This window comes from Thermodesulfobium sp. 4217-1 (genome assembly GCF_039822205.1).
Lineage (GTDB): Bacteria > Thermodesulfobiota > Thermodesulfobiia > Thermodesulfobiales > Thermodesulfobiaceae > Thermodesulfobium.
Window position 1 is genome coordinate 1 of sequence record NZ_JBAGBW010000003.1, and the last position, 16,025, is coordinate 16,025.

Consider the following 16,025-nt stretch of genomic DNA (forward strand, 5'->3'; position numbering starts at 1 on the left):
GTTGGTGATAATGATGCGTCAAAAAATAAGAGTTAAAATAAAATCTTACGACCACAGAACTTTGGATCAATCAGTGAAGAGAATTGTTGATACCGTTCAAAGAACAGGCGCTGTAGTACAGGGCCCTATTCCTCTTCCGACAAGACGTGAGCTGTTTTGTGTTATCAGATCGCCTCACATAGATAAAGATTCACAGGAACACTTTGAGGTTTTAACCCACAAAAGGTTGATTGATATAGTTGATCCTACACCGAGAACTATGGATGCTTTAAGAGACCTTGATTTACCTGCAGGAGTTGACATAGAGGTAAAGGTGTAAGAGAGGAGGAAAACTTGTAATGGGCAAGATGTTTATGGGATTAATTGGAAAAAAATTAGGAATGACAAACTACATTACACCATCTGGTGTAGTGCCTGTCACAGTTATACAGGCTATCAAAGGAACTGTTGCTGATAAAAGAACAATAGAGAGAGACGGATATAGTTCAATTAGAGTAGCCTTTCAGGAATGCCCTGAGAAGAAATTGAACAGACCTCAATTAGGGCTATTTAAAAAATCTTCTTTAAAGCCACACAAGAAGATTGTTGAATTCCAAAATGATAGCTTGAATGTGGGAGATACATTGGATCTTTCAATGTTTTCTGTTGGCGAGAGCTTAAATATTTCTGGTGTAACAAGAGGTTTTGGGACGGCTGGAACTATTAAAAGGTGGAAATTCCATAGAGGACCAATGAGCCACGGCTCAAAGAATATCAGAAAAGTTGGTTCAACAGGAGTAGGTACAGGAATGAGCAAGATTATAAAAGGGAAAAAGATGCCAGGACATATGGGTAACACCAAAATAACAGTAAAAAATGTAGCTGTTATGGATCTTATGCCTGAGGATTACCTTATAGTTTTGAGAGGTTCTGTCCCTGGCCATAAAAATTCCTTTGTTGTCCTGTACAAAGGAGGAAATGTATGATTTCTGTATATGACTTAGAAGGGAACAAGCTTAGAGAGCTCGATTCATATTTGAGTGAAACTAAGGATAACTCGCATGTAGTTTATATGCAGGTTATTAGAGAACTTTCTGGAATGAGATCTGGCAGCGCATGCACGAAAACTCGTGGAGAAGTAAGCGGAGGCGGCAAAAAGCCATACGCCCAAAAGCACACCGGTAGAGCCAGACATGGATCAATTCGTTCTCCTATCTGGAGAAAGGGTGGCATAACATTTGGTCCAAAGCCAAGAAAATACAATTTCGATCTTCCTAAAAAGGTGAAAAAGCTTTCGAGAAATATTGCAATTAAAAATCTCATAGATCAAGACAGATTTATCGTGGTAGAAAACTTTTCCACAATCGAACCTAAAGTTAAAAATGCTTTTAGTTTTTCGACGAAGCTTCCTGGAGAAAATTGTAAAAGTTTGATCGTTATAGATGACTATTTTGAGAATGTTATACGTGCTTTTACGAACCTCCCAAATTTTAGGATTGTCGATGTGAATAATTTGAAGGTAGCTGATATTCTTTGGTCACAAAGGGTTATTATGACCCCAGAGGCTTTAGAGTGTTTGCAGACCTGGAGGTGATTGGGAATGTTTGATCCATATCGTTACGTAATTAAACCTGTAGTTACTGAAAAGAGTACAGATTTGGCTGGAAAGTTTAATCAATATACTTTTATTGTAAGTAAAGATGCAAATAAGACTTCTATTAGATTGTCTATTGAAGAGATCTTTAAAGTAAAAGTTAAGGATTTAAAGGTAATTAACGTTAAAGGTAAACCTAAAAGAATGGGAAAAAATGCTGGTCTAACCTCTTCTTTTAAGAAGGCCGTAATAACTCTAATGCCTGGAAACAAGATTGAGATTTTTGAAGGCGTTCAATAGGGAGGTTATAGAATATGCCTGTTAAAAGTTATAAACCATATACTGCAAGTAGAAGATTTATGACTGTTTCTTCTTTCGATGATCTATCTAAAGATAAGCCAGAAAAATCACTTGTAAAAGGGTTGACGAAAACTGGCGGAAGAAACAATTTCGGAAGAGTGACATCAAGATTTCGTGGCGGTGGACACAAGCGTTTGTATCGCGAAATAGATTTTAAAAGAGATAAAGATGGCATAGACGCAAAAGTTGTTTCCATCGAATACGATCCAAATCGTAGCGCTAGAATTGCTCTTTTAAGTTATAAAGATGGCGAAAAGAGATATATCATATCACCCGATGGTCTTAAGATTGGCCAAATCTTACTTTCTGGACCAGAGGCTGATATAACGGTAGGCTCTTGTTTACAACTTAAATATATTCCTTTAGGCACTGTTGTTCACAATGTTGAGCTTTATCCTGGTAAAGGGGCTCAGTTAATAAGAGCTGCCGGAGTAGGGGCTCAAATTATGTCTAAGGAAGGAAACCTTGTGAGTTTAAGGATGCCTTCTGGCGAGGTAAGACTTATTAATAGCAGTTGTAAGGCTACAATTGGTCAAGTGGGCAACTTAGATCACGAAAACGTTACCTTGGGCAAAGCTGGAAGAAAAAGATGGGTTGGCAAAAGACCTCACAATAGAGGCTCAGTAATGAACCCTGTAGATCACCCACACGGCGGCGGTGAAGGTAGGTCTCCTATCGGGCATCCAGGTCCTTTGACCCCTTGGGGAAAGCCAACTTTGGGTTATAAGACAAGGAAAAAACATAAGTCTTCTGATAAATATATTATTCGAAGAAGGAATAAATAATGATTTGCATAAGGAGAGGATAGTTTATGGGGCGTTCAAGTAAAAAAGGTCCTTATGTCCATCCAAAGCTTTTGAAGAAAGTGGATGCGATGAATAAAACAGGAGAAAAAAAAGTTATTAAAGTTTGGGCAAGAGCATCTGTGATTATTCCTGAGATGGTTGGCCATACTTTTGCAATACATAATGGGAAAAAACACGTTCCAATTTATCTGACTGAGGCTATGGTTGGCCACCGTTTGGGAGAATTTGTTCCAACAAGGACTTTTAAGGGTCATCCTGGCCATAGCACAGAGCGTTCTTGATATTTAGGTATAGGAGGAAACTATGGAAGTTCGAGCTGTATCAAAATATGTTCGAATATCACCAAAAAAGGTGCAAGAAATTATTCGTTTGCTTCCTGGTAAGCAGGTTGACGTAGCTTTAAATAGTTTAAGCGTTATGCCTCATAAGGCAGCGCGCATTCTTTATAAAGTTACGAAATCAGCCGTATCCAACGCAGAAAACAATTTTAATCTCGATAGAAAAGAGCTTGTTGTTTTGAAAGCTGTAGCTGATAAGGGACCAAGTATGAAGAGGTTTACGCCAAGAGCATATGGTCGTGCCTTTCCAATTTTAAAGAGAACTTCCCACATTACCGTAGTTGTGTCTAATGCTGATTCTAAGCAAAAAGGAGGTAAAAAATAAGTGGGTCAAAAAGTACATCCAAATGGATTAAGAGTTGGTATAACCAAAGATCATATAACTCATTGGTTTGCCCCAAAATCAAAGTTTGGTCCTGAACTTGTGCAGGATTATAAAATTAGAAAATTTGTGAAAAAAGAACTTAGCAATGCCTTCGTCTCAAAAGTTTTAATTGAGAGAAGAGGATCAAAAGGAACTGATAAAGTCAAAGTAATTGTAAAGACCGCAAGACCAGGAATGGTTATTGGTCGTGGTGGCCAAGGCAGAGAAGTATTGAGGAAAAAACTTGTAGATGAATTTAAGACAAATATTGATGTTGATGTTGAGGATATTCCAATGCCAGATCTCGACGCACAATTAATTGCTGAAAACGTAGCCGCTCAGATAGAGAGACGTGTTACATTTAGAAGGGCTATGAAGCAGGCAATATTTAGATCTAGACGTTCTGGCGCTAAAGGTATAAAGATTATGGTTGGCGGCAGACTTGGCGGAGCTGAAGTTGCAAGGAGCGAATGGTTAAGAGAGGGAAGAGTTCCTCTTCAAACATTGAGAGCCGATATAGATTATGGATTTGCTGAGGCACATACCATATATGGTCTAATTGGCGTAAAAGTTTGGCTTTATGTTAATGATTTTGCAGAGCATGCAAAGTTCGCTGCTTCAATCCTACCTTCTCCTGCTACCGCGAAACAAGCTAATTTACCCTTAGAGGAAGGAGAAATTAGTCATGTTGATGCCTAAAAGGACAAAGTGGAGAAAACCTCATCTTTTTCATCCAAGGAGAGTAGCTAAAAGAGGTACAGAACTGTTACACGGAGATTATGGTTTGGTCGCTATGGAAGGTGGATTTATCTCTGCCAATCAAATAGAGGCAACTCGTAGGGTCTTAGCAAGGAGTTTTAAAAAGGTTGGCAAAGTTTGGATTAGAATCTTTCCTCAGTTAGCAGTTACATCAAAACCAGAAGAGGTTAGGATGGGCGGAGGAAAAGGATCTCCAGAAACATGGATGGCAGTAGTGGATCCTGGCAAGATTATGTACGAAGTTGGCGGAGGCGTCGAACCATCTGTAGCAAGAGAAGCCCTTAAACAAGCACAATATAAGATTTCTATCAAGACAAAGATAATAGAGGCGAACAAAGGTGGTGACAACTCATGAGCTATAAAGATTCTGAAGAAGTGAAAGAATTATCTTCTATGGATGTCGAAAATTTAGAAAAAAAACTTTTAGAGGCTAGGCGTGAGTTGTTTAACTTTAGGTTTCAACAGGCAACCAGACAGTTAACTAATACTTCCAATATTAGTGATGTAAAAATAAGGATTGCTAGAATCTTAACCCTCTTAGCCGAAAAGAAGAGAGGTATCAGATAATGAAAAAGCGTTTAAAAGGCGATGTAATTTCTACTAAAATGAATAAAACTGTATTGGTAAGAGTCGTTGAAAATGAAAAACATGCGCTTTACAAGAAAACAATTAGAGTTTTTGCTAAATTTAAAGCTCATGATGAATTAAACGAATGTAAAGTCGGAGATACAGTTATAATTGAGGAGTGTAAGCCAATTAGCAAGGAGAAAAATTGGCGTCTGGTAGAAATTGTTTCAAGCAAGGAGGAAGATAAAGATGCTTTGCGTTCAATCGAGACTTAATGTTGCTGATAATACAGGTGCTAAAAAGGCAATGGTAATTAGAGTCATGGGAAAGAGTTTGGGCAAATATGCTGGCGTTGGCGATGTAGTTGTTGCTGTCGTAAAAGTGGCTCAACCTCATGGAATGGTCAAAAAATCAGATGTAGTTAAGGCTGTTATAGTTAGGACCCATAAAGAAATCAAAAGGGCAGATGGGTCTGTAATTAGATTTGATGATAATGCTGCTGTGATAATTGACAACCAAGGAAACCCCAGGGGTACCAGGGTGTTTGGTCCGGTAGCAAGAGAGCTTAGAGACAGAAATTATATGAAAATTATTTCTTTGGCTCCGGAGGTCTTATGAAAAACAATATAATTTCAAAAATTAAGCCAAGCGTTGTAAACGGTGACACTGTCCTCATACGGTCTGGCAAGGACAAAGGAAAACAGGGCAAGGTAATAAGGTCTATTCCTGTTAAAAATATGATTGTCGTTGAAGGTATGAATATTGTGACGAAACATGCAAAGCCTAATGCTAAAGGTCGCGGCGGTATTCAAAAAATTCCTGCTCCTCTTGCAATCTGTAAAGTAATGTTAATTTGTCCTAAGTGCAAGAAACCAACAAGAATCAAACACAAAATTGATTCTGAGGGCAATAAGCATCGTTACTGTTCACATTGTAATGAAGTGTTCGGTTAGGAGGCATTTATGAATTCAAGGTTAAAAGATCTATATGATTCAAAGGTAACTACCTACCTTAAGGACAAGTTCTCATATAATAATATTATGGAGGTCCCAAAGCCAGTTAAGGTAGTTATCAATATTGGTTTGGGTGAGGCTGTACAGAACGCTAAGGCAGTCGACGCAGCAACAAACGATCTAAAGATTATTAGTGGTCAAAAACCTATTATTAGAAGGGCAAAGAAATCTATTGCTGCTTTTAAAATTAGGGAAGGTATGCCAATTGGTCTTAAGGTTACAATGCGCGGTCAAAGAATGTACTATTTTCTTGACAAACTCTTTAATATTGCTTTTCCGAGAATAAGAGATTTTAAAGGGTATTCTGATGATCACTTTGATGGCAGAGGCAACTTAACTATTGGTTTAAATGAGCAACTTGTTTTTCCCGAAATTGAATATGATAAGATTGACAAGGTTAGAGGGATGAATATCACCATTGTAACTACTGCTAATACTGATAAGGAAGCTAAGGAATTGCTTAGCGCGCTTGGCTTTCCATTTAGAAAGAGCTAATCAAAAAATGATTTCATTTTTAAAAGTTTATCTTAGAGAAGGAGTGAAATAGTTGGCAAGAAAGGGTCTGTTAGAAACTTGGAAAAAGCCACCAAAATTTTCAACTCGAGAAAAAAATCGTTGTCTTTTGTGTGGGAGACCGCATGCATATTATCGTAAATTTGGTTTATGCAGGGTTTGTCTAAGGAAAATGGCTTATGAAGGTGTAATACCTGGTCTTAGGAAAGCGAGCTGGTAAGGAGGTTTATATGCATACTGATCCGATATCCGATATGTTAATAAGGTTAAAAAATGCAAATAATGCAAAACAAGATGTTTTTAGTTTTCCTGCTTCTAAAGAGAAAGAGGCTATTTTACTCATCTTAAAACAGGAGAATTTTATTGAGGGTTTTGAAAGAATTAAATCTAATCCGCAGGATATTTTAAGAGTAAAACTTAAATATATTAACGGTAAAAGAGTTATTAGAGACGTAAAAAAGGTTAGTAAACCAGGACTCAGGATTTACGTTGGCAAAAATGACATTCCAAGAGTCTTGGGCGGTTTTGGTCTGGCAATTCTTTCTACTCCACAAGGCATAATGAGCGATAACAGAGCAAGAAAAGAAGGAATTGGCGGAGAATTGCTTTGCATGGTTTGGTAAATAAAAGTTTTGCGATGAATGAGATTAATAGTTTCCAATCTTATTTTAGTTTTATTTTTCATAAGAAGGTAGGTGATTGACTTTGTCTCGAATCGGAAAAAAATTGATTGTTATCCCAAAAGGGGTTAACGTTAATATCAATGTGAATTTAGTAGAAGTAAGTGGACCTCTGGGTGAATTAAGTCAAATTTTACCACCAGAATTAGAGGTTAAGATCGATGATAATCAACTCGAAGTTCTAAGGAAAAGCGATTCTAAAAGAGCAAGAGCTTTTCATGGACTTTTTAGAAGTTTAATAGCAAATATGGTTACAGGTGTATCTGAGGGATTCAAAAAAGGTCTTGAATTGGTGGGAACTGGTTATAAGGCCCAGCTGCAAGGTAGCAAGCTTGTAATGCAACTGAGACATTCGCACCCTGTGGAATTTGTTCCTCCTCAAGAAATTAAATTTGAGCTTGAGGGAAATAATAAAATTTGGGTGAAGGGTAATAGCAAAGCGCTTGTGGGCCAAATTGCAGCAAATGTTCGAAAATCTCTTCCTCCTGATGCTTATAAGGGCAAGGGTATTCGCTATATTGGCGAGATTCTACATCTGAAGCCCGGTAAAGCTGGATCGAAGAAATAAAGGAGGCATATTGTGATAAAAGAGAAAACAAGATTAGTCGGTAAAAAATTAAGACAAAAAAGAACTCGTAAAACTGTTTTTGGCACTAAAGAAAGGCCAAGGCTTTCTGTTTTTAGAAGTCTAAATCATATTTATGCACAGATTATTGATGATGTTGATGGCAAAACTCTTGTGTGCGCTTCATCATTAGATCCTGAGATAAAAAATTCTTTATCTGGTGATAAAAAAGAGAAATCAAAGTCCATTGGATTGCTTATTGCCAAAAGGGCCCTTGAAAAAGGTATAGATAAAGTAGTTTTTGATAGAGCAGGATATAAATATCATGGTCGTGTTGCTATGTTAGCAGGCGCTGCAAGGGAAGCAGGATTAAAGTTCTAATGAGGAGGGAAATATGTTAAATAAATCTCAACACTCTTTAGAAGATGTAACTCTTCAAGAGCGTGTTATTGAAGTAAGAAGAGTAGCCAGAGTCGTTGCTGGCGGTAAAAGATTAAGATTTCGAGTTATTGTCATAGTTGGCAACGGTGATGGCAAGGTTGGAATTGGTATAGGTAAAGCCCAAGAAGTTCCTTCTGCTGTAAGGAAGGCTGTAGAGAAGGCTAAGAAGAATCTTATAGATGTTCCTATGAGAGGTCAAACTATACCTGTTTTCATACAGTCTAGATTTGGTTCATCTAATGTAATATTAAGACCTGCAGTTCCTGGAACGGGAATTATTGCAGGCGCAACTGTTCGTGCAATCCTTGAACTTGCTGGATATAAGGATGTGCTTACAAAAGTTATAGGTTCTACCAATGCTCTTAATACCGTTATGGCGACCATTAAGGGCTTGGAAGATATTAACAGTTCAATTCTCTTCTCAAAAATGAGAAGGGGGGTCGCAATAAATGAATAGTTTGTCAAATCTTAAACCAAATTTTGGCTCTACAAAAGAACCTAAGAGGTTGGGCAGAGGTAGGAGCTCAGGGCACGGCAGGACTTCTGGAAAGGGTCAGGCTGGCCAAAATTCTCGCTCAGGTGGAGGAGTAAGACCTGGTTTTGAGGGCGGTCAAATTCCTATATATAGGCGTCTTCCAAAATGGAAAGGTTTTAAGAATCTTTTATTTAAGAAGAATTATGAAGTGATAAATATCTCAAGATTTGCTGACTTTGAACCTGGAACTGTTATAACCCCTGAGCTTTTGTATGAAAAAGGCTGGGTAGGCAAAAATGCCTTGATAAAAATTTTAGGTGATGGCGAAATAAATGTTCCTTTAAATCTTAAAGCACATAAGTTTAGTTCTTCCGCCAAAGAGAAAATTGAAAAATCTGGTGGAACCGTAGAGGTGTTGTCGTGTTAGATAGTTTTATGGGAGCAATGAACTTTGGGGATCTACGTAATAAAGTAATTTTTACGATATTAATGATTGTTTTATTTAGGTTTGGAACCCATATTCCTGTTCCCGGAGTTAACCACGAATTGCTATCCAGGATAATAGAGCAATCAGGAATCTTAGGTTTTCTGGACCTGTTTTCTGGTGGTGCACTTGCCAAGTTTTCAATTTTTGCAATGGGTATAACTCCATATATTAACGCATCAATTATTGTTCAACTTTTGACACCTATTGTTCCAAAAATGCAGGCTATGCAAAAAGAAAGCGAGTCTGGTAGAAAGGCTTTGGCACAGTACACAAGGTATTTAACTGTGGTACTTGCAGCCCTTCAAGCTATCGGTATGAGCTATGTTCTTTCTTCCGCTATTCCTGTATTTACAATGTTTAACACGATAACTACTATCATAGTAATAACAGCTGGCTCTGTTTTTCTAATGTGGATGGGTGAGTTGATAACTGAAAGAGGTATTGGAAATGGTGCGTCACTTTTAATTTTTATAGGCATTATCTCAAGATTGCCTTTGTATTTTGGTCAAACCTTTTCTCTCTTAATGATCGGCGACATAAATCTGATTCAAGTTATCGCATTATTTGCAATCTTTTGTTTGGCAATAGTTGCAATTGTCTGGATTCAATTGGCTGAAAGAAAGGTTCCAATCCATTATGCCAAAAAAGTTGTAGGCAGAAAAGTTTATGGAGGGCAGACATCTTATCTGCCATTAAGAATAAATACCGCAGGCGTATTGCCAATCATATTTGCTGTTTCTATATTGATGCTGCCTAATACTATTTTTGGTTTTTTGAGAGGAGTTCCATCAGTACAGAATCTTGCGATTTACCTGTCAACTTTGTTTTCTCCAGATTCAATCTTGTATAATTTCATTGAATTTCTCTTAATTATATTTTTTGCGTTTTTCTACACAGCAATTATTTATAATCCAGTTGAGCTTGCAGGAAACTTAAAAAAGTATGGAGGCTTTATCCCTGGTATCAGACCAGGCAAGCCGACTTCTGAGTATTTTGATAAGGTTTTAACAAGGATTACTACTCTTGGCGGCTTATTCTTAGGCTTGATAGCGTTAATTCCTGCTTTATCTGAACTTTTGACAAAAGTAACTACATTTAGGGGTTTAGGGGCGACTGCTCTTCTTATTGTGGTCGGTGTAGCACTTGACACAATAAGACAAATTCAAGCGCAGTTGATGGCCAAACAATATGAGCATCTTGTTAAATAGAAAGAATTTAATCAAGTCAAAAGATGAAATAAAGGCATTAAAAAAAGCTGGCAGAGTTGTTGGCAAAATTTTATGTGAAATATCTAACATTGTTAAACCAGGTATTTCTACATATGAGCTCGAAGCGTTTGCCGAGGTCTTTTTTGAAAGAGAAGGAGCTCTTCCAGCTTTTAAGAATTATAAGCCAAATTTCTCAGCAAAACCTTTTCCTGCTATACTTTGTACGTCAATTAACGACGAAGTTGTACACGGCATCCCTTCTAAGAAGAGGATACTTAAAGAAGGAGATATTTTGAAAATTGATGTCGGTTCTATTGTTGATGGATGGTGCGGAGATAGTGCGAAAACCTATCCAGTTGGGAACATTTCAAGCGATGCCAAACTTCTTTTAGATGTGACTGAAAAATCTCTTTATGCGGGGATAAATCAAGCTGTTATTGGAGGTCATATCTCTGACATTGGCGCGGCAGTCCAAAGATATGTAGAAGCATTTGGATTTTCTCCTGTTAGAGAGCTTTCTGGTCATGGAATTGGTAGGAGTGTCCATGAGGATCCATGTGTCCCGAACTTTGGGACTTACGGTCACGGGCTTAAATTGGTCGATGGGATGACAATCTGTATTGAACCAATGATTAACATAGGCACCTATGAAGTTATTCTCTCAAGGGATGGTTGGACTGTGTCCACGAAAGACAAATCCCTTTCTGCTCACTTTGAACATATGGTTGCTGTCACTGAAGATGGACCAGCAATCCTTTCCTCTTGGGGGGGTGATGAAACTGGCTAAAGAAGAGGCTATTGAGGTTGAAGGCATAATTTTGGAAGCTTTGCCAAATGCAATGTTTAGAGTAGAGCTTGAGACTGGGCATAGAGTTTTGGCTTATGTTTCTGGAAAAATGAGGATGAATTTTATTAAAATTGTTTCTGGCGATCGTGTTAAAATAGAGCTTTCTCCTTACGATCTTACAAGAGGTCGTATTATTTATAGAATGAAATAGAATTTTGCTATAGGAGGCCGATATGAAGGTTCGTGCATCAGTAAAGAAGATATGTGAAAAGTGTAAGATTATTAAGCGCAAGGGAATAGTAAGAGTAATCTGTGAAAATCCTCGCCATAAACAGCGACAAGGATAAGGAGGTTAGTTAATGGCTAGAATTGCTGGAGTTGACCTAGCTGAGAACAAAAAGGCCTGGGTTGCATTAACCTATATTTTTGGGATAGGCAGACCGCTCGCTTTTAAAATTCTTAACGTAACAGGTGTAGATCCCGAAAAGAGAATAAAAGAGCTGACTGAAGAGGAACTCATAAAGCTCAGAGATGAAGTAGAGAAAAATTATAAAGTAGAAGGCGATCTTAGAAGAGACGTAGCCCAAGACATAAGAAGATTGATCGATCTTGGAGCGTTTAGAGGCCTTAGGCACAGGAGAGGTTTGCCAGTCCGCGGTCAAAGAACCAGGACAAATGCAAGGACTAGAAAAGGTCCAAAGCGTTTAATCGGAGCAAAGAAGAAAAAATAGATATATGTTTAATTGTCTAAATTTTGAAATTCGCTAATTAAAAAAGGAGGTATTGAGTTGGCAAGAAAGGGTAAAGTACAAACCCGAGTAAGAAAAAAGGAAAAGAAGAATATTCTATATGGGATAGCTCATATTCATTCAACTTTCAACAATACTATTATCGCAATCTCAGATAAACAGGGTGCATTAATATCCTGGGGCAGTGGAGGAACTGCTGGCTTTAAAGGAACCAAAAAAGGAACTCCTTACGCTGCTCAGCTGGCATCAGAAGTTGTAGCTAAAAAGGCAATGGATCATGGAATGAAACAGATCGACGTATATGTAAAAGGTCCTGGTCCTGGCAGAGAAACTGCTATTCGTTCCTTGTTGGCTGCTGGTCTGTCAATTGAGATGATTAAGGATGTCACACCTATTCCTCACAATGGGTGTCGTCCACCTAAGCGTAGAAGGGTATAGGAGGTAAAAATAATGAGCAGATATACTGGCCCTGTTTGTAGGCTTTGCAGAAGAGAGGGCATGAAACTATTTTTAAAGGGTGATAGGTGTTTATCTGAAAAGTGTGCTTTTGATAAGCGTCCAACTCCTCCGGGCATGCATATTAACACCCGTGTAAAAACCTCAGAGTATGGTTTGCGTTTAAGAGAAAAACAGAGGATGAAGCGTTATTACGGTTTAATCGGCGAAAGACAATTTAGAAGATATGTTGAGTTTGCAGAACAAATGGGTGGCGTGACAGGAGACAATCTTTACTTCTTGTTAGAGAGAAGGCTAGACAATGTTTTATTTAGGGCTGGATTTGCATCAAGTCGTCAGGAAGCAAGACAAATGGCTTCTCATGGTCACTTCAACGTTAACGGTCATCGCGTAAATATACCTTCTTATCGTGTGAAACCTGGAGATATTGTTTCTGCGAGGGAAAATAGTAAAGAACTTTTTGGTTCAGAATTTGTTGAGGTCATAAAGGAAAGAACTCCTGCCCCATGGATATTTGTAGATTATGATAAATTAGAAATCAAATTTGATCGACTTCCTCAACGTGAAGAACTTGATGCACCTATCAGAGAAAATCTAATTATCGAGTTCTATTCTCGATAGAAGAGGAGGCGTCCTTTGTTCGGATCAAAGGAAAATTATAAGCTTGAAATAAAAGAACAATTTGAAACTGACAATGGCGGTAAATATGGTAAATTTGTTTTGGAACCCCTTTCACCTGGTTATGGAGCCACCATTGGCAACGCAATCAGAAGAGTTCTTTTAACATCTATTCCAGGTAGTGCGGTAATTGGTATAAGGGTGGATGATGCTCCTCATGAATATATGACTTTGCCTGGGATGGTTGAAGACATATTGGAGTTTCATTTAAATATAAAAAAATTGGCTATTATTATTTCACCCGATGTCCCTGAGGAGGAAACAAGGAAGCTAATTCTTGATGTGAAAGGTCCCAAGATAGTCAAGGCATCTGATATCCAACCAAACGCTGAGGTAGAAATTGTTAACAAGGATCTATATTTAGCTACTTTGGAAGAGAATGGTGAATTGAAGGTTGAAATTACCGTTAAAAAAGGCAAGGGATATATCTCTATTGAGAAAATGAGAGAAAATTCTCGTTGGCTATCTCCTGGAAGCATTCCTTTAGATGCAAACTTTTTGCCTGTTACAAGAGTAAATTATTCTGTTGAATCTACACGTGTTGGACAAGAGACCGATTGGGATAAACTAATATTTGAGATTTGGACCAATGGAACCATTGAGCCTATTAATGCATTGAAAATTTCAGCAGAAGAGCTCATATCTCATTTTAGAATATTTGTAGAGTACGGCACATTTTTTGACTCAGAAAAGCCTGGTGCCGAGTATAAAGAGCCAAAAAGAGACTCTTATTTAAAATCGCAATCTAGAGTGGACTTAGAGCAATCTATTGAGGAGATTGGATTACAAACGAGAATTGCAAATGTTCTTAAGAGATCTGGCATTTCTACGTTGAACGATTTGATTTCAAGAACGCGTGAAGACATATTAAATGTACCAAGTTTTGGCAAGAAATCATTGGATGAGCTTGAAGAAATTTTGCTTTCCAAAGGCTTTCGACTTAAAGCTAGTGATGAAAATGGAGGTGATTAATATGAGGCATAGAATGGCACACAGAAAACTAAACATGCCAATTTCTAACAGAAAATCGTTGTTAAAAGGCTTGGCTTGTAGCCTCTTTATTAACAAAAGAATCACAACAACTATGGCTCGCGCTAAGGAAGCCCAGAAGATCATTGAACACATTATAACCATTTCAAAAAAAGATATTATGCCAAACAGAAGGCTGGCCTTTTCTTACTTGCAGTCTAAAGAGGCTTTAAAATCGCTATTTAGCGAAGAGTTGAACCCTGTTAGAGAAAGAAATGGCGGTTATACTAGAATTGTCAAGATCGGACCGAGAAAAGGCGATGGCGCTGAAATGGCAGTTCTGGAACTTGTTTTTTAACCTAAATTGAATATTTTGACAATTGGTTTTTTTGTGGGTCGGGGCTTTTTTGCCTCGATCTTTGTTTTTTTATCATGAATGTTGCAGCAATAATTTCCTATGATGGAACTAATTTTCACGGCTTTCAAATGCAAGAGGAATCTAGAACAGTACAGATGGTTATTGAACAAAAACTTAGAGAAATTTTTGGAGAGAGAATCTGTGTTAATCCTGCTGGAAGGACTGATGCTGGAGTTCATGCTCTTGGACAAGTTATCTCTTTTAAGTTAAAAGAATGTCCATTTAGTATTGAAAAGTTGCATAATATTTTGAATTTCCACTTGCCGAATGATATAAGAATTAATGAGTTAAAGATAATGCCTGAGGATTTCAACAGTAGATTTTCTGCAAAGTCAAGGGTTTATGTTTATGCTGTTTGTGCAAAGGGGAAAATACCTGCGCACTTGTCAAGATATTTTTGGCATTTAGATATATCCTCAGATGAGTTGCAGGTTCCCTTGTCACTAATATCTGATAGATTTTGTTTTAAATCGTTTTCGAGGTTTTCTTCAGACAGAAAATTGAATTTTGGAACAGTCATTTTCTCTAACACAATAGTAATTGGGAATTTTTTGTATTTTATAATAGAAGCACCGTCTTTTTTGTGGCATACAGTTAGATTTTTGTTTGGAGAAGCAGTTGCGGTTGCTCAAGGCAAGCGTCTTTTGAATGACTATAAAGAAGCCCTGGAAGGTGAAAAAAGATTGGTGCTGCATAAAGCTCCTCCAAGAGGTTTACATCTATGGGGAGTAAGTTATTTTGAACAAGTGCTTGGTGCTTTGTGCACAAAAAATATTGTTACGAATGGCTTGGACGGTTTTTTTAAAGGGCCATCATTCGTTGACATTGTAAAATGTGCATAATATAATGAATTTTCTAAAAAAGTATCTAGGAGGAAGGATATGAAAACTGAATTTCCGAATATATCTAATTCGAATAAGCAATGGTGGTTGATTGACGCAAATGGTCATACATTGGGTCGTTTAGCTACCAAGATCGCCATGATTTTAAGAGGAAAGCATAAACCCAGTTATGTTCCTCATTTTGATAATGGGGACTTTGTGGTTTTAATTAACGCCAGTAAGATTGTCGTTACTGGTAACAAAGAAAATGATAAAATGTATTACAGGCATTCACAATACCTTGGTAATTTAAAAACAGTAAACCTTAAAAAATTAAGGATTCAAAAACCTGAGTTTATTTTATTTCATGCCGTTAAAGGAATGCTGCCAAAGGGAACGCTTGGAAGAATAATGCTAAGCAAGCTGAAAATTTATAAGGACGAAAATTATAAAGAAGTTGCACAGAAACCTGTCTATTTGAAGATCGAGGCATAAGTTAAGCAATAAATAATTACACATAAATTAGTGAATTTTGATTTCTAAAATATTTTTATTTCTATTCATTAATTAACAATTAAGGAGGAACTTGATGAAGCTTAAGGAACAAGCTTTTGTTTGGGGATTGGGCAGAAGAAAAACTTCTGTTGCAAGAGTGAGAATATACCCTACTGATAACGGCAAGATTACAGTTAATGGCAAAGATTATCTTGAGTATTTCCCAAGAAAAACCCTACAGATAATCGTAGATGAGCCGCTTTTAACTGCTGGAATCTTAGGAAGAGTTGAAGTTAGGGCTAAAATTGTTGGCGGAGGCGTGTCTTCCCAGGCAGGAGCACTTTCACACGGAATTGCAAGGGCTTTGTATCTTTTTAATCCAGAGCTTAGGGCTGTACTTAAGGCCAAAGGGCTTCTAACGAGAGATTCAAGGATGAAAGAGAGAAGAAAATACGGCTTACAGAAAGCAAGAAAAGCACCTCAATACTCTAAGAGATAATTTG

The 16,025-nt window shown here is 37.6% G+C and carries 32 protein-coding genes; all 32 read left to right on the forward strand.

Annotation, left to right across the window (positions count from 1 at the left end):
- Positions 1 to 10: 10 nt before the first annotated feature.
- The 32 genes from rpsJ to rpsI all read left to right on the forward strand — a co-directional run bounded on the left by rpsJ (position 11) and on the right by rpsI (position 16,021).
- Positions 11 to 319, forward strand: a complete 309-nt coding sequence (gene rpsJ / locus V4762_RS01885; protein ID WP_347314205.1) for a 30S ribosomal protein S10 — start codon at positions 11 to 13, stop codon at positions 317 to 319.
- Positions 320 to 338: 19 nt separating this feature from the next.
- Positions 339 to 965 (forward strand): 50S ribosomal protein L3, encoded by a 627-nt coding sequence (gene rplC, locus V4762_RS01890; RefSeq protein ID WP_347314079.1) that lies wholly within the window; start codon positions 339 to 341, stop codon positions 963 to 965.
- Entirely contained in the window at positions 962 to 1,573 is a 612-nt protein-coding gene (gene rplD, locus V4762_RS01895; RefSeq protein WP_347314080.1) for a 50S ribosomal protein L4, read from the forward strand. The genes rplC and rplD overlap by 4 nt, the downstream gene beginning before the upstream one ends.
- A 6-nt stretch (positions 1,574 to 1,579) precedes the next feature.
- Entirely contained in the window at positions 1,580 to 1,873 is a 294-nt protein-coding gene (gene rplW, locus V4762_RS01900; protein WP_347314082.1) for a 50S ribosomal protein L23, read from the forward strand.
- Between the two features lie 14 nt (positions 1,874 to 1,887).
- Positions 1,888 to 2,718, forward strand: a complete 831-nt coding sequence (rplB, locus tag V4762_RS01905) for a 50S ribosomal protein L2 (protein ID WP_347314083.1) — start codon at positions 1,888 to 1,890, stop codon at positions 2,716 to 2,718.
- A 26-nt stretch (positions 2,719 to 2,744) separates the two neighbouring features.
- On the forward strand, positions 2,745 to 3,020 hold the full coding sequence (rpsS, locus tag V4762_RS01910) for a 30S ribosomal protein S19 (RefSeq protein WP_347314084.1): 276 nt from the start codon (positions 2,745 to 2,747) through the stop codon (positions 3,018 to 3,020).
- Between the two features lie 22 nt (positions 3,021 to 3,042).
- The gene (gene rplV, locus V4762_RS01915) at positions 3,043 to 3,402 is read left to right on the forward strand and encodes a 50S ribosomal protein L22 (protein ID WP_347314085.1); all 360 of its coding nucleotides are present in this window, start codon (positions 3,043 to 3,045) and stop codon (positions 3,400 to 3,402) included.
- A complete protein-coding gene (gene rpsC / locus V4762_RS01920) occupies positions 3,403 to 4,140 on the forward strand; it encodes a 30S ribosomal protein S3 (protein ID WP_347314086.1) in 738 nt (245 codons plus the stop codon). It begins immediately after the preceding gene.
- Complete coding sequence (gene rplP, locus V4762_RS01925) at positions 4,127 to 4,555, forward strand: 50S ribosomal protein L16 (RefSeq protein WP_347314087.1); 429 nt, start codon at positions 4,127 to 4,129, stop codon at positions 4,553 to 4,555. The genes rpsC and rplP overlap by 14 nt, the downstream gene beginning before the upstream one ends.
- A complete protein-coding gene (gene rpmC, locus V4762_RS01930) occupies positions 4,552 to 4,767 on the forward strand; it encodes a 50S ribosomal protein L29 (protein ID WP_347314088.1) in 216 nt (71 codons plus the stop codon). The genes rplP and rpmC overlap by 4 nt, the downstream gene beginning before the upstream one ends.
- On the forward strand, positions 4,767 to 5,042 hold the full coding sequence (rpsQ, locus tag V4762_RS01935) for a 30S ribosomal protein S17 (protein WP_347314089.1): 276 nt from the start codon (positions 4,767 to 4,769) through the stop codon (positions 5,040 to 5,042). The genes rpmC and rpsQ overlap by 1 nt, the downstream gene beginning before the upstream one ends.
- Complete coding sequence (gene rplN / locus V4762_RS01940) at positions 5,017 to 5,385, forward strand: 50S ribosomal protein L14 (RefSeq protein ID WP_347314090.1); 369 nt, start codon at positions 5,017 to 5,019, stop codon at positions 5,383 to 5,385. Before rpsQ ends, rplN begins: the two co-directional genes overlap by 26 nt.
- Positions 5,382 to 5,720: a 50S ribosomal protein L24 gene (rplX, locus tag V4762_RS01945; protein ID WP_347314091.1), complete on the forward strand. Its 339-nt coding sequence runs from the start codon at positions 5,382 to 5,384 to the stop codon at positions 5,718 to 5,720. Before rplN ends, rplX begins: the two co-directional genes overlap by 4 nt.
- A gap of 9 nt (positions 5,721 to 5,729) precedes the next feature.
- Positions 5,730 to 6,275 (forward strand): 50S ribosomal protein L5, encoded by a 546-nt coding sequence (gene rplE, locus V4762_RS01950; protein WP_347314092.1) that lies wholly within the window; start codon positions 5,730 to 5,732, stop codon positions 6,273 to 6,275.
- Positions 6,276 to 6,327: 52 nt separating this feature from the next.
- A complete protein-coding gene (locus tag V4762_RS01955; RefSeq protein WP_347314093.1) occupies positions 6,328 to 6,513 on the forward strand; it encodes a type Z 30S ribosomal protein S14 in 186 nt (61 codons plus the stop codon).
- A gap of 10 nt (positions 6,514 to 6,523) precedes the next feature.
- Positions 6,524 to 6,916 (forward strand): 30S ribosomal protein S8, encoded by a 393-nt coding sequence (gene rpsH / locus V4762_RS01960; protein WP_347314094.1) that lies wholly within the window; start codon positions 6,524 to 6,526, stop codon positions 6,914 to 6,916.
- 82 nt (positions 6,917 to 6,998) lie between these two features.
- The gene (gene rplF / locus V4762_RS01965) at positions 6,999 to 7,541 is read left to right on the forward strand and encodes a 50S ribosomal protein L6 (protein ID WP_347314095.1); all 543 of its coding nucleotides are present in this window, start codon (positions 6,999 to 7,001) and stop codon (positions 7,539 to 7,541) included.
- 12 nt (positions 7,542 to 7,553) lie between these two features.
- A complete protein-coding gene (gene rplR / locus V4762_RS01970) occupies positions 7,554 to 7,919 on the forward strand; it encodes a 50S ribosomal protein L18 (RefSeq protein WP_347314096.1) in 366 nt (121 codons plus the stop codon).
- Positions 7,920 to 7,932: 13 nt separating this feature from the next.
- Entirely contained in the window at positions 7,933 to 8,436 is a 504-nt protein-coding gene (rpsE, locus tag V4762_RS01975; RefSeq protein WP_347314097.1) for a 30S ribosomal protein S5, read from the forward strand.
- Positions 8,429 to 8,881 (forward strand): 50S ribosomal protein L15, encoded by a 453-nt coding sequence (rplO, locus tag V4762_RS01980; RefSeq protein ID WP_347314098.1) that lies wholly within the window; start codon positions 8,429 to 8,431, stop codon positions 8,879 to 8,881. The genes rpsE and rplO overlap by 8 nt, the downstream gene beginning before the upstream one ends.
- Positions 8,875 to 10,149 carry a preprotein translocase subunit SecY gene (gene secY / locus V4762_RS01985; RefSeq protein ID WP_347314099.1) on the forward strand — a complete coding sequence of 425 codons (1,275 nt, stop codon included), beginning with the start codon at positions 8,875 to 8,877 and terminating at the stop codon, positions 10,147 to 10,149. The genes rplO and secY overlap by 7 nt, the downstream gene beginning before the upstream one ends.
- Complete coding sequence (gene map, locus V4762_RS01990; protein ID WP_347314100.1) at positions 10,130 to 10,936, forward strand: type I methionyl aminopeptidase; 807 nt, start codon at positions 10,130 to 10,132, stop codon at positions 10,934 to 10,936. Before secY ends, map begins: the two co-directional genes overlap by 20 nt.
- The gene (gene infA, locus V4762_RS01995) at positions 10,929 to 11,147 is read left to right on the forward strand and encodes a translation initiation factor IF-1 (protein WP_347314206.1); all 219 of its coding nucleotides are present in this window, start codon (positions 10,929 to 10,931) and stop codon (positions 11,145 to 11,147) included. The genes map and infA overlap by 8 nt, the downstream gene beginning before the upstream one ends.
- Positions 11,148 to 11,169: 22 nt before the next feature.
- Positions 11,170 to 11,283: a 50S ribosomal protein L36 gene (rpmJ, locus tag V4762_RS02000; RefSeq protein ID WP_013755894.1), complete on the forward strand. Its 114-nt coding sequence runs from the start codon at positions 11,170 to 11,172 to the stop codon at positions 11,281 to 11,283.
- Positions 11,284 to 11,295: 12 nt separating this feature from the next.
- The gene (gene rpsM / locus V4762_RS02005; protein ID WP_347314101.1) at positions 11,296 to 11,667 is read left to right on the forward strand and encodes a 30S ribosomal protein S13; all 372 of its coding nucleotides are present in this window, start codon (positions 11,296 to 11,298) and stop codon (positions 11,665 to 11,667) included.
- Between the two features lie 57 nt (positions 11,668 to 11,724).
- Entirely contained in the window at positions 11,725 to 12,123 is a 399-nt protein-coding gene (rpsK, locus tag V4762_RS02010) for a 30S ribosomal protein S11 (protein WP_347314102.1), read from the forward strand.
- 12 nt (positions 12,124 to 12,135) lie between these two features.
- Positions 12,136 to 12,762: a 30S ribosomal protein S4 gene (rpsD, locus tag V4762_RS02015; protein WP_347314103.1), complete on the forward strand. Its 627-nt coding sequence runs from the start codon at positions 12,136 to 12,138 to the stop codon at positions 12,760 to 12,762.
- Between the two features lie 15 nt (positions 12,763 to 12,777).
- A complete protein-coding gene (locus tag V4762_RS02020) occupies positions 12,778 to 13,791 on the forward strand; it encodes a DNA-directed RNA polymerase subunit alpha (RefSeq protein WP_347314104.1) in 1,014 nt (337 codons plus the stop codon).
- A gap of 1 nt (position 13,792) precedes the next feature.
- Positions 13,793 to 14,146, forward strand: a complete 354-nt coding sequence (gene rplQ / locus V4762_RS02025) for a 50S ribosomal protein L17 (RefSeq protein ID WP_347314105.1) — start codon at positions 13,793 to 13,795, stop codon at positions 14,144 to 14,146.
- A gap of 74 nt (positions 14,147 to 14,220) precedes the next feature.
- Positions 14,221 to 15,048, forward strand: coding sequence for a tRNA pseudouridine(38-40) synthase TruA (gene truA / locus V4762_RS02030; protein WP_347314106.1), 828 nt, complete (start codon positions 14,221 to 14,223; stop codon positions 15,046 to 15,048).
- 39 nt (positions 15,049 to 15,087) lie between these two features.
- Positions 15,088 to 15,522 (forward strand): 50S ribosomal protein L13, encoded by a 435-nt coding sequence (gene rplM, locus V4762_RS02035; RefSeq protein ID WP_347314107.1) that lies wholly within the window; start codon positions 15,088 to 15,090, stop codon positions 15,520 to 15,522.
- A 94-nt stretch (positions 15,523 to 15,616) separates the two neighbouring features.
- Complete coding sequence (rpsI, locus tag V4762_RS02040) at positions 15,617 to 16,021, forward strand: 30S ribosomal protein S9 (RefSeq protein WP_347314108.1); 405 nt, start codon at positions 15,617 to 15,619, stop codon at positions 16,019 to 16,021.
- Positions 16,022 to 16,025: the final 4 nt, after the last annotated feature.

What these genes read in the sequence shown, in the direction of transcription:
- rpsJ (WP_347314205.1), top strand. Translation starts at nt 11, where the DNA reads ATGATGCGTCAAAAAATAAGAGTTAAAATAAAATCTTACGACCACAGA.
- rplC (WP_347314079.1), top strand. Translation starts at nt 339, where the DNA reads ATGGGCAAGATGTTTATGGGATTAATTGGAAAAAAATTAGGAATGACA.
- rplD (WP_347314080.1), top strand. Translation starts at nt 962, where the DNA reads ATGATTTCTGTATATGACTTAGAAGGGAACAAGCTTAGAGAGCTCGAT.
- rplW (WP_347314082.1), top strand. Translation starts at nt 1,580, where the DNA reads ATGTTTGATCCATATCGTTACGTAATTAAACCTGTAGTTACTGAAAAG.
- rplB (WP_347314083.1), top strand. Translation starts at nt 1,888, where the DNA reads ATGCCTGTTAAAAGTTATAAACCATATACTGCAAGTAGAAGATTTATG.
- rpsS (WP_347314084.1), top strand. Translation starts at nt 2,745, where the DNA reads ATGGGGCGTTCAAGTAAAAAAGGTCCTTATGTCCATCCAAAGCTTTTG.
- rplV (WP_347314085.1), top strand. Translation starts at nt 3,043, where the DNA reads ATGGAAGTTCGAGCTGTATCAAAATATGTTCGAATATCACCAAAAAAG.
- rplP (WP_347314087.1), top strand. Translation starts at nt 4,127, where the DNA reads ATGTTGATGCCTAAAAGGACAAAGTGGAGAAAACCTCATCTTTTTCAT.
- rpmC (WP_347314088.1), top strand. Translation starts at nt 4,552, where the DNA reads ATGAGCTATAAAGATTCTGAAGAAGTGAAAGAATTATCTTCTATGGAT.
- rpsQ (WP_347314089.1), top strand. Translation starts at nt 4,767, where the DNA reads ATGAAAAAGCGTTTAAAAGGCGATGTAATTTCTACTAAAATGAATAAA.
- rplN (WP_347314090.1), top strand. Translation starts at nt 5,017, where the DNA reads ATGCTTTGCGTTCAATCGAGACTTAATGTTGCTGATAATACAGGTGCT.
- rplX (WP_347314091.1), top strand. Translation starts at nt 5,382, where the DNA reads ATGAAAAACAATATAATTTCAAAAATTAAGCCAAGCGTTGTAAACGGT.
- rplE (WP_347314092.1), top strand. Translation starts at nt 5,730, where the DNA reads ATGAATTCAAGGTTAAAAGATCTATATGATTCAAAGGTAACTACCTAC.
- rpsH (WP_347314094.1), top strand. Translation starts at nt 6,524, where the DNA reads ATGCATACTGATCCGATATCCGATATGTTAATAAGGTTAAAAAATGCA.
- rpsE (WP_347314097.1), top strand. Translation starts at nt 7,933, where the DNA reads ATGTTAAATAAATCTCAACACTCTTTAGAAGATGTAACTCTTCAAGAG.
- rplO (WP_347314098.1), top strand. Translation starts at nt 8,429, where the DNA reads ATGAATAGTTTGTCAAATCTTAAACCAAATTTTGGCTCTACAAAAGAA.
- map (WP_347314100.1), top strand. Translation starts at nt 10,130, where the DNA reads ATGAGCATCTTGTTAAATAGAAAGAATTTAATCAAGTCAAAAGATGAA.
- rpmJ (WP_013755894.1), top strand. Translation starts at nt 11,170, where the DNA reads ATGAAGGTTCGTGCATCAGTAAAGAAGATATGTGAAAAGTGTAAGATT.
- rpsM (WP_347314101.1), top strand. Translation starts at nt 11,296, where the DNA reads ATGGCTAGAATTGCTGGAGTTGACCTAGCTGAGAACAAAAAGGCCTGG.
- rpsD (WP_347314103.1), top strand. Translation starts at nt 12,136, where the DNA reads ATGAGCAGATATACTGGCCCTGTTTGTAGGCTTTGCAGAAGAGAGGGC.
- rplQ (WP_347314105.1), top strand. Translation starts at nt 13,793, where the DNA reads ATGAGGCATAGAATGGCACACAGAAAACTAAACATGCCAATTTCTAAC.
- truA (WP_347314106.1), top strand. Translation starts at nt 14,221, where the DNA reads ATGAATGTTGCAGCAATAATTTCCTATGATGGAACTAATTTTCACGGC.
- rplM (WP_347314107.1), top strand. Translation starts at nt 15,088, where the DNA reads ATGAAAACTGAATTTCCGAATATATCTAATTCGAATAAGCAATGGTGG.
- rpsI (WP_347314108.1), top strand. Translation starts at nt 15,617, where the DNA reads ATGAAGCTTAAGGAACAAGCTTTTGTTTGGGGATTGGGCAGAAGAAAA.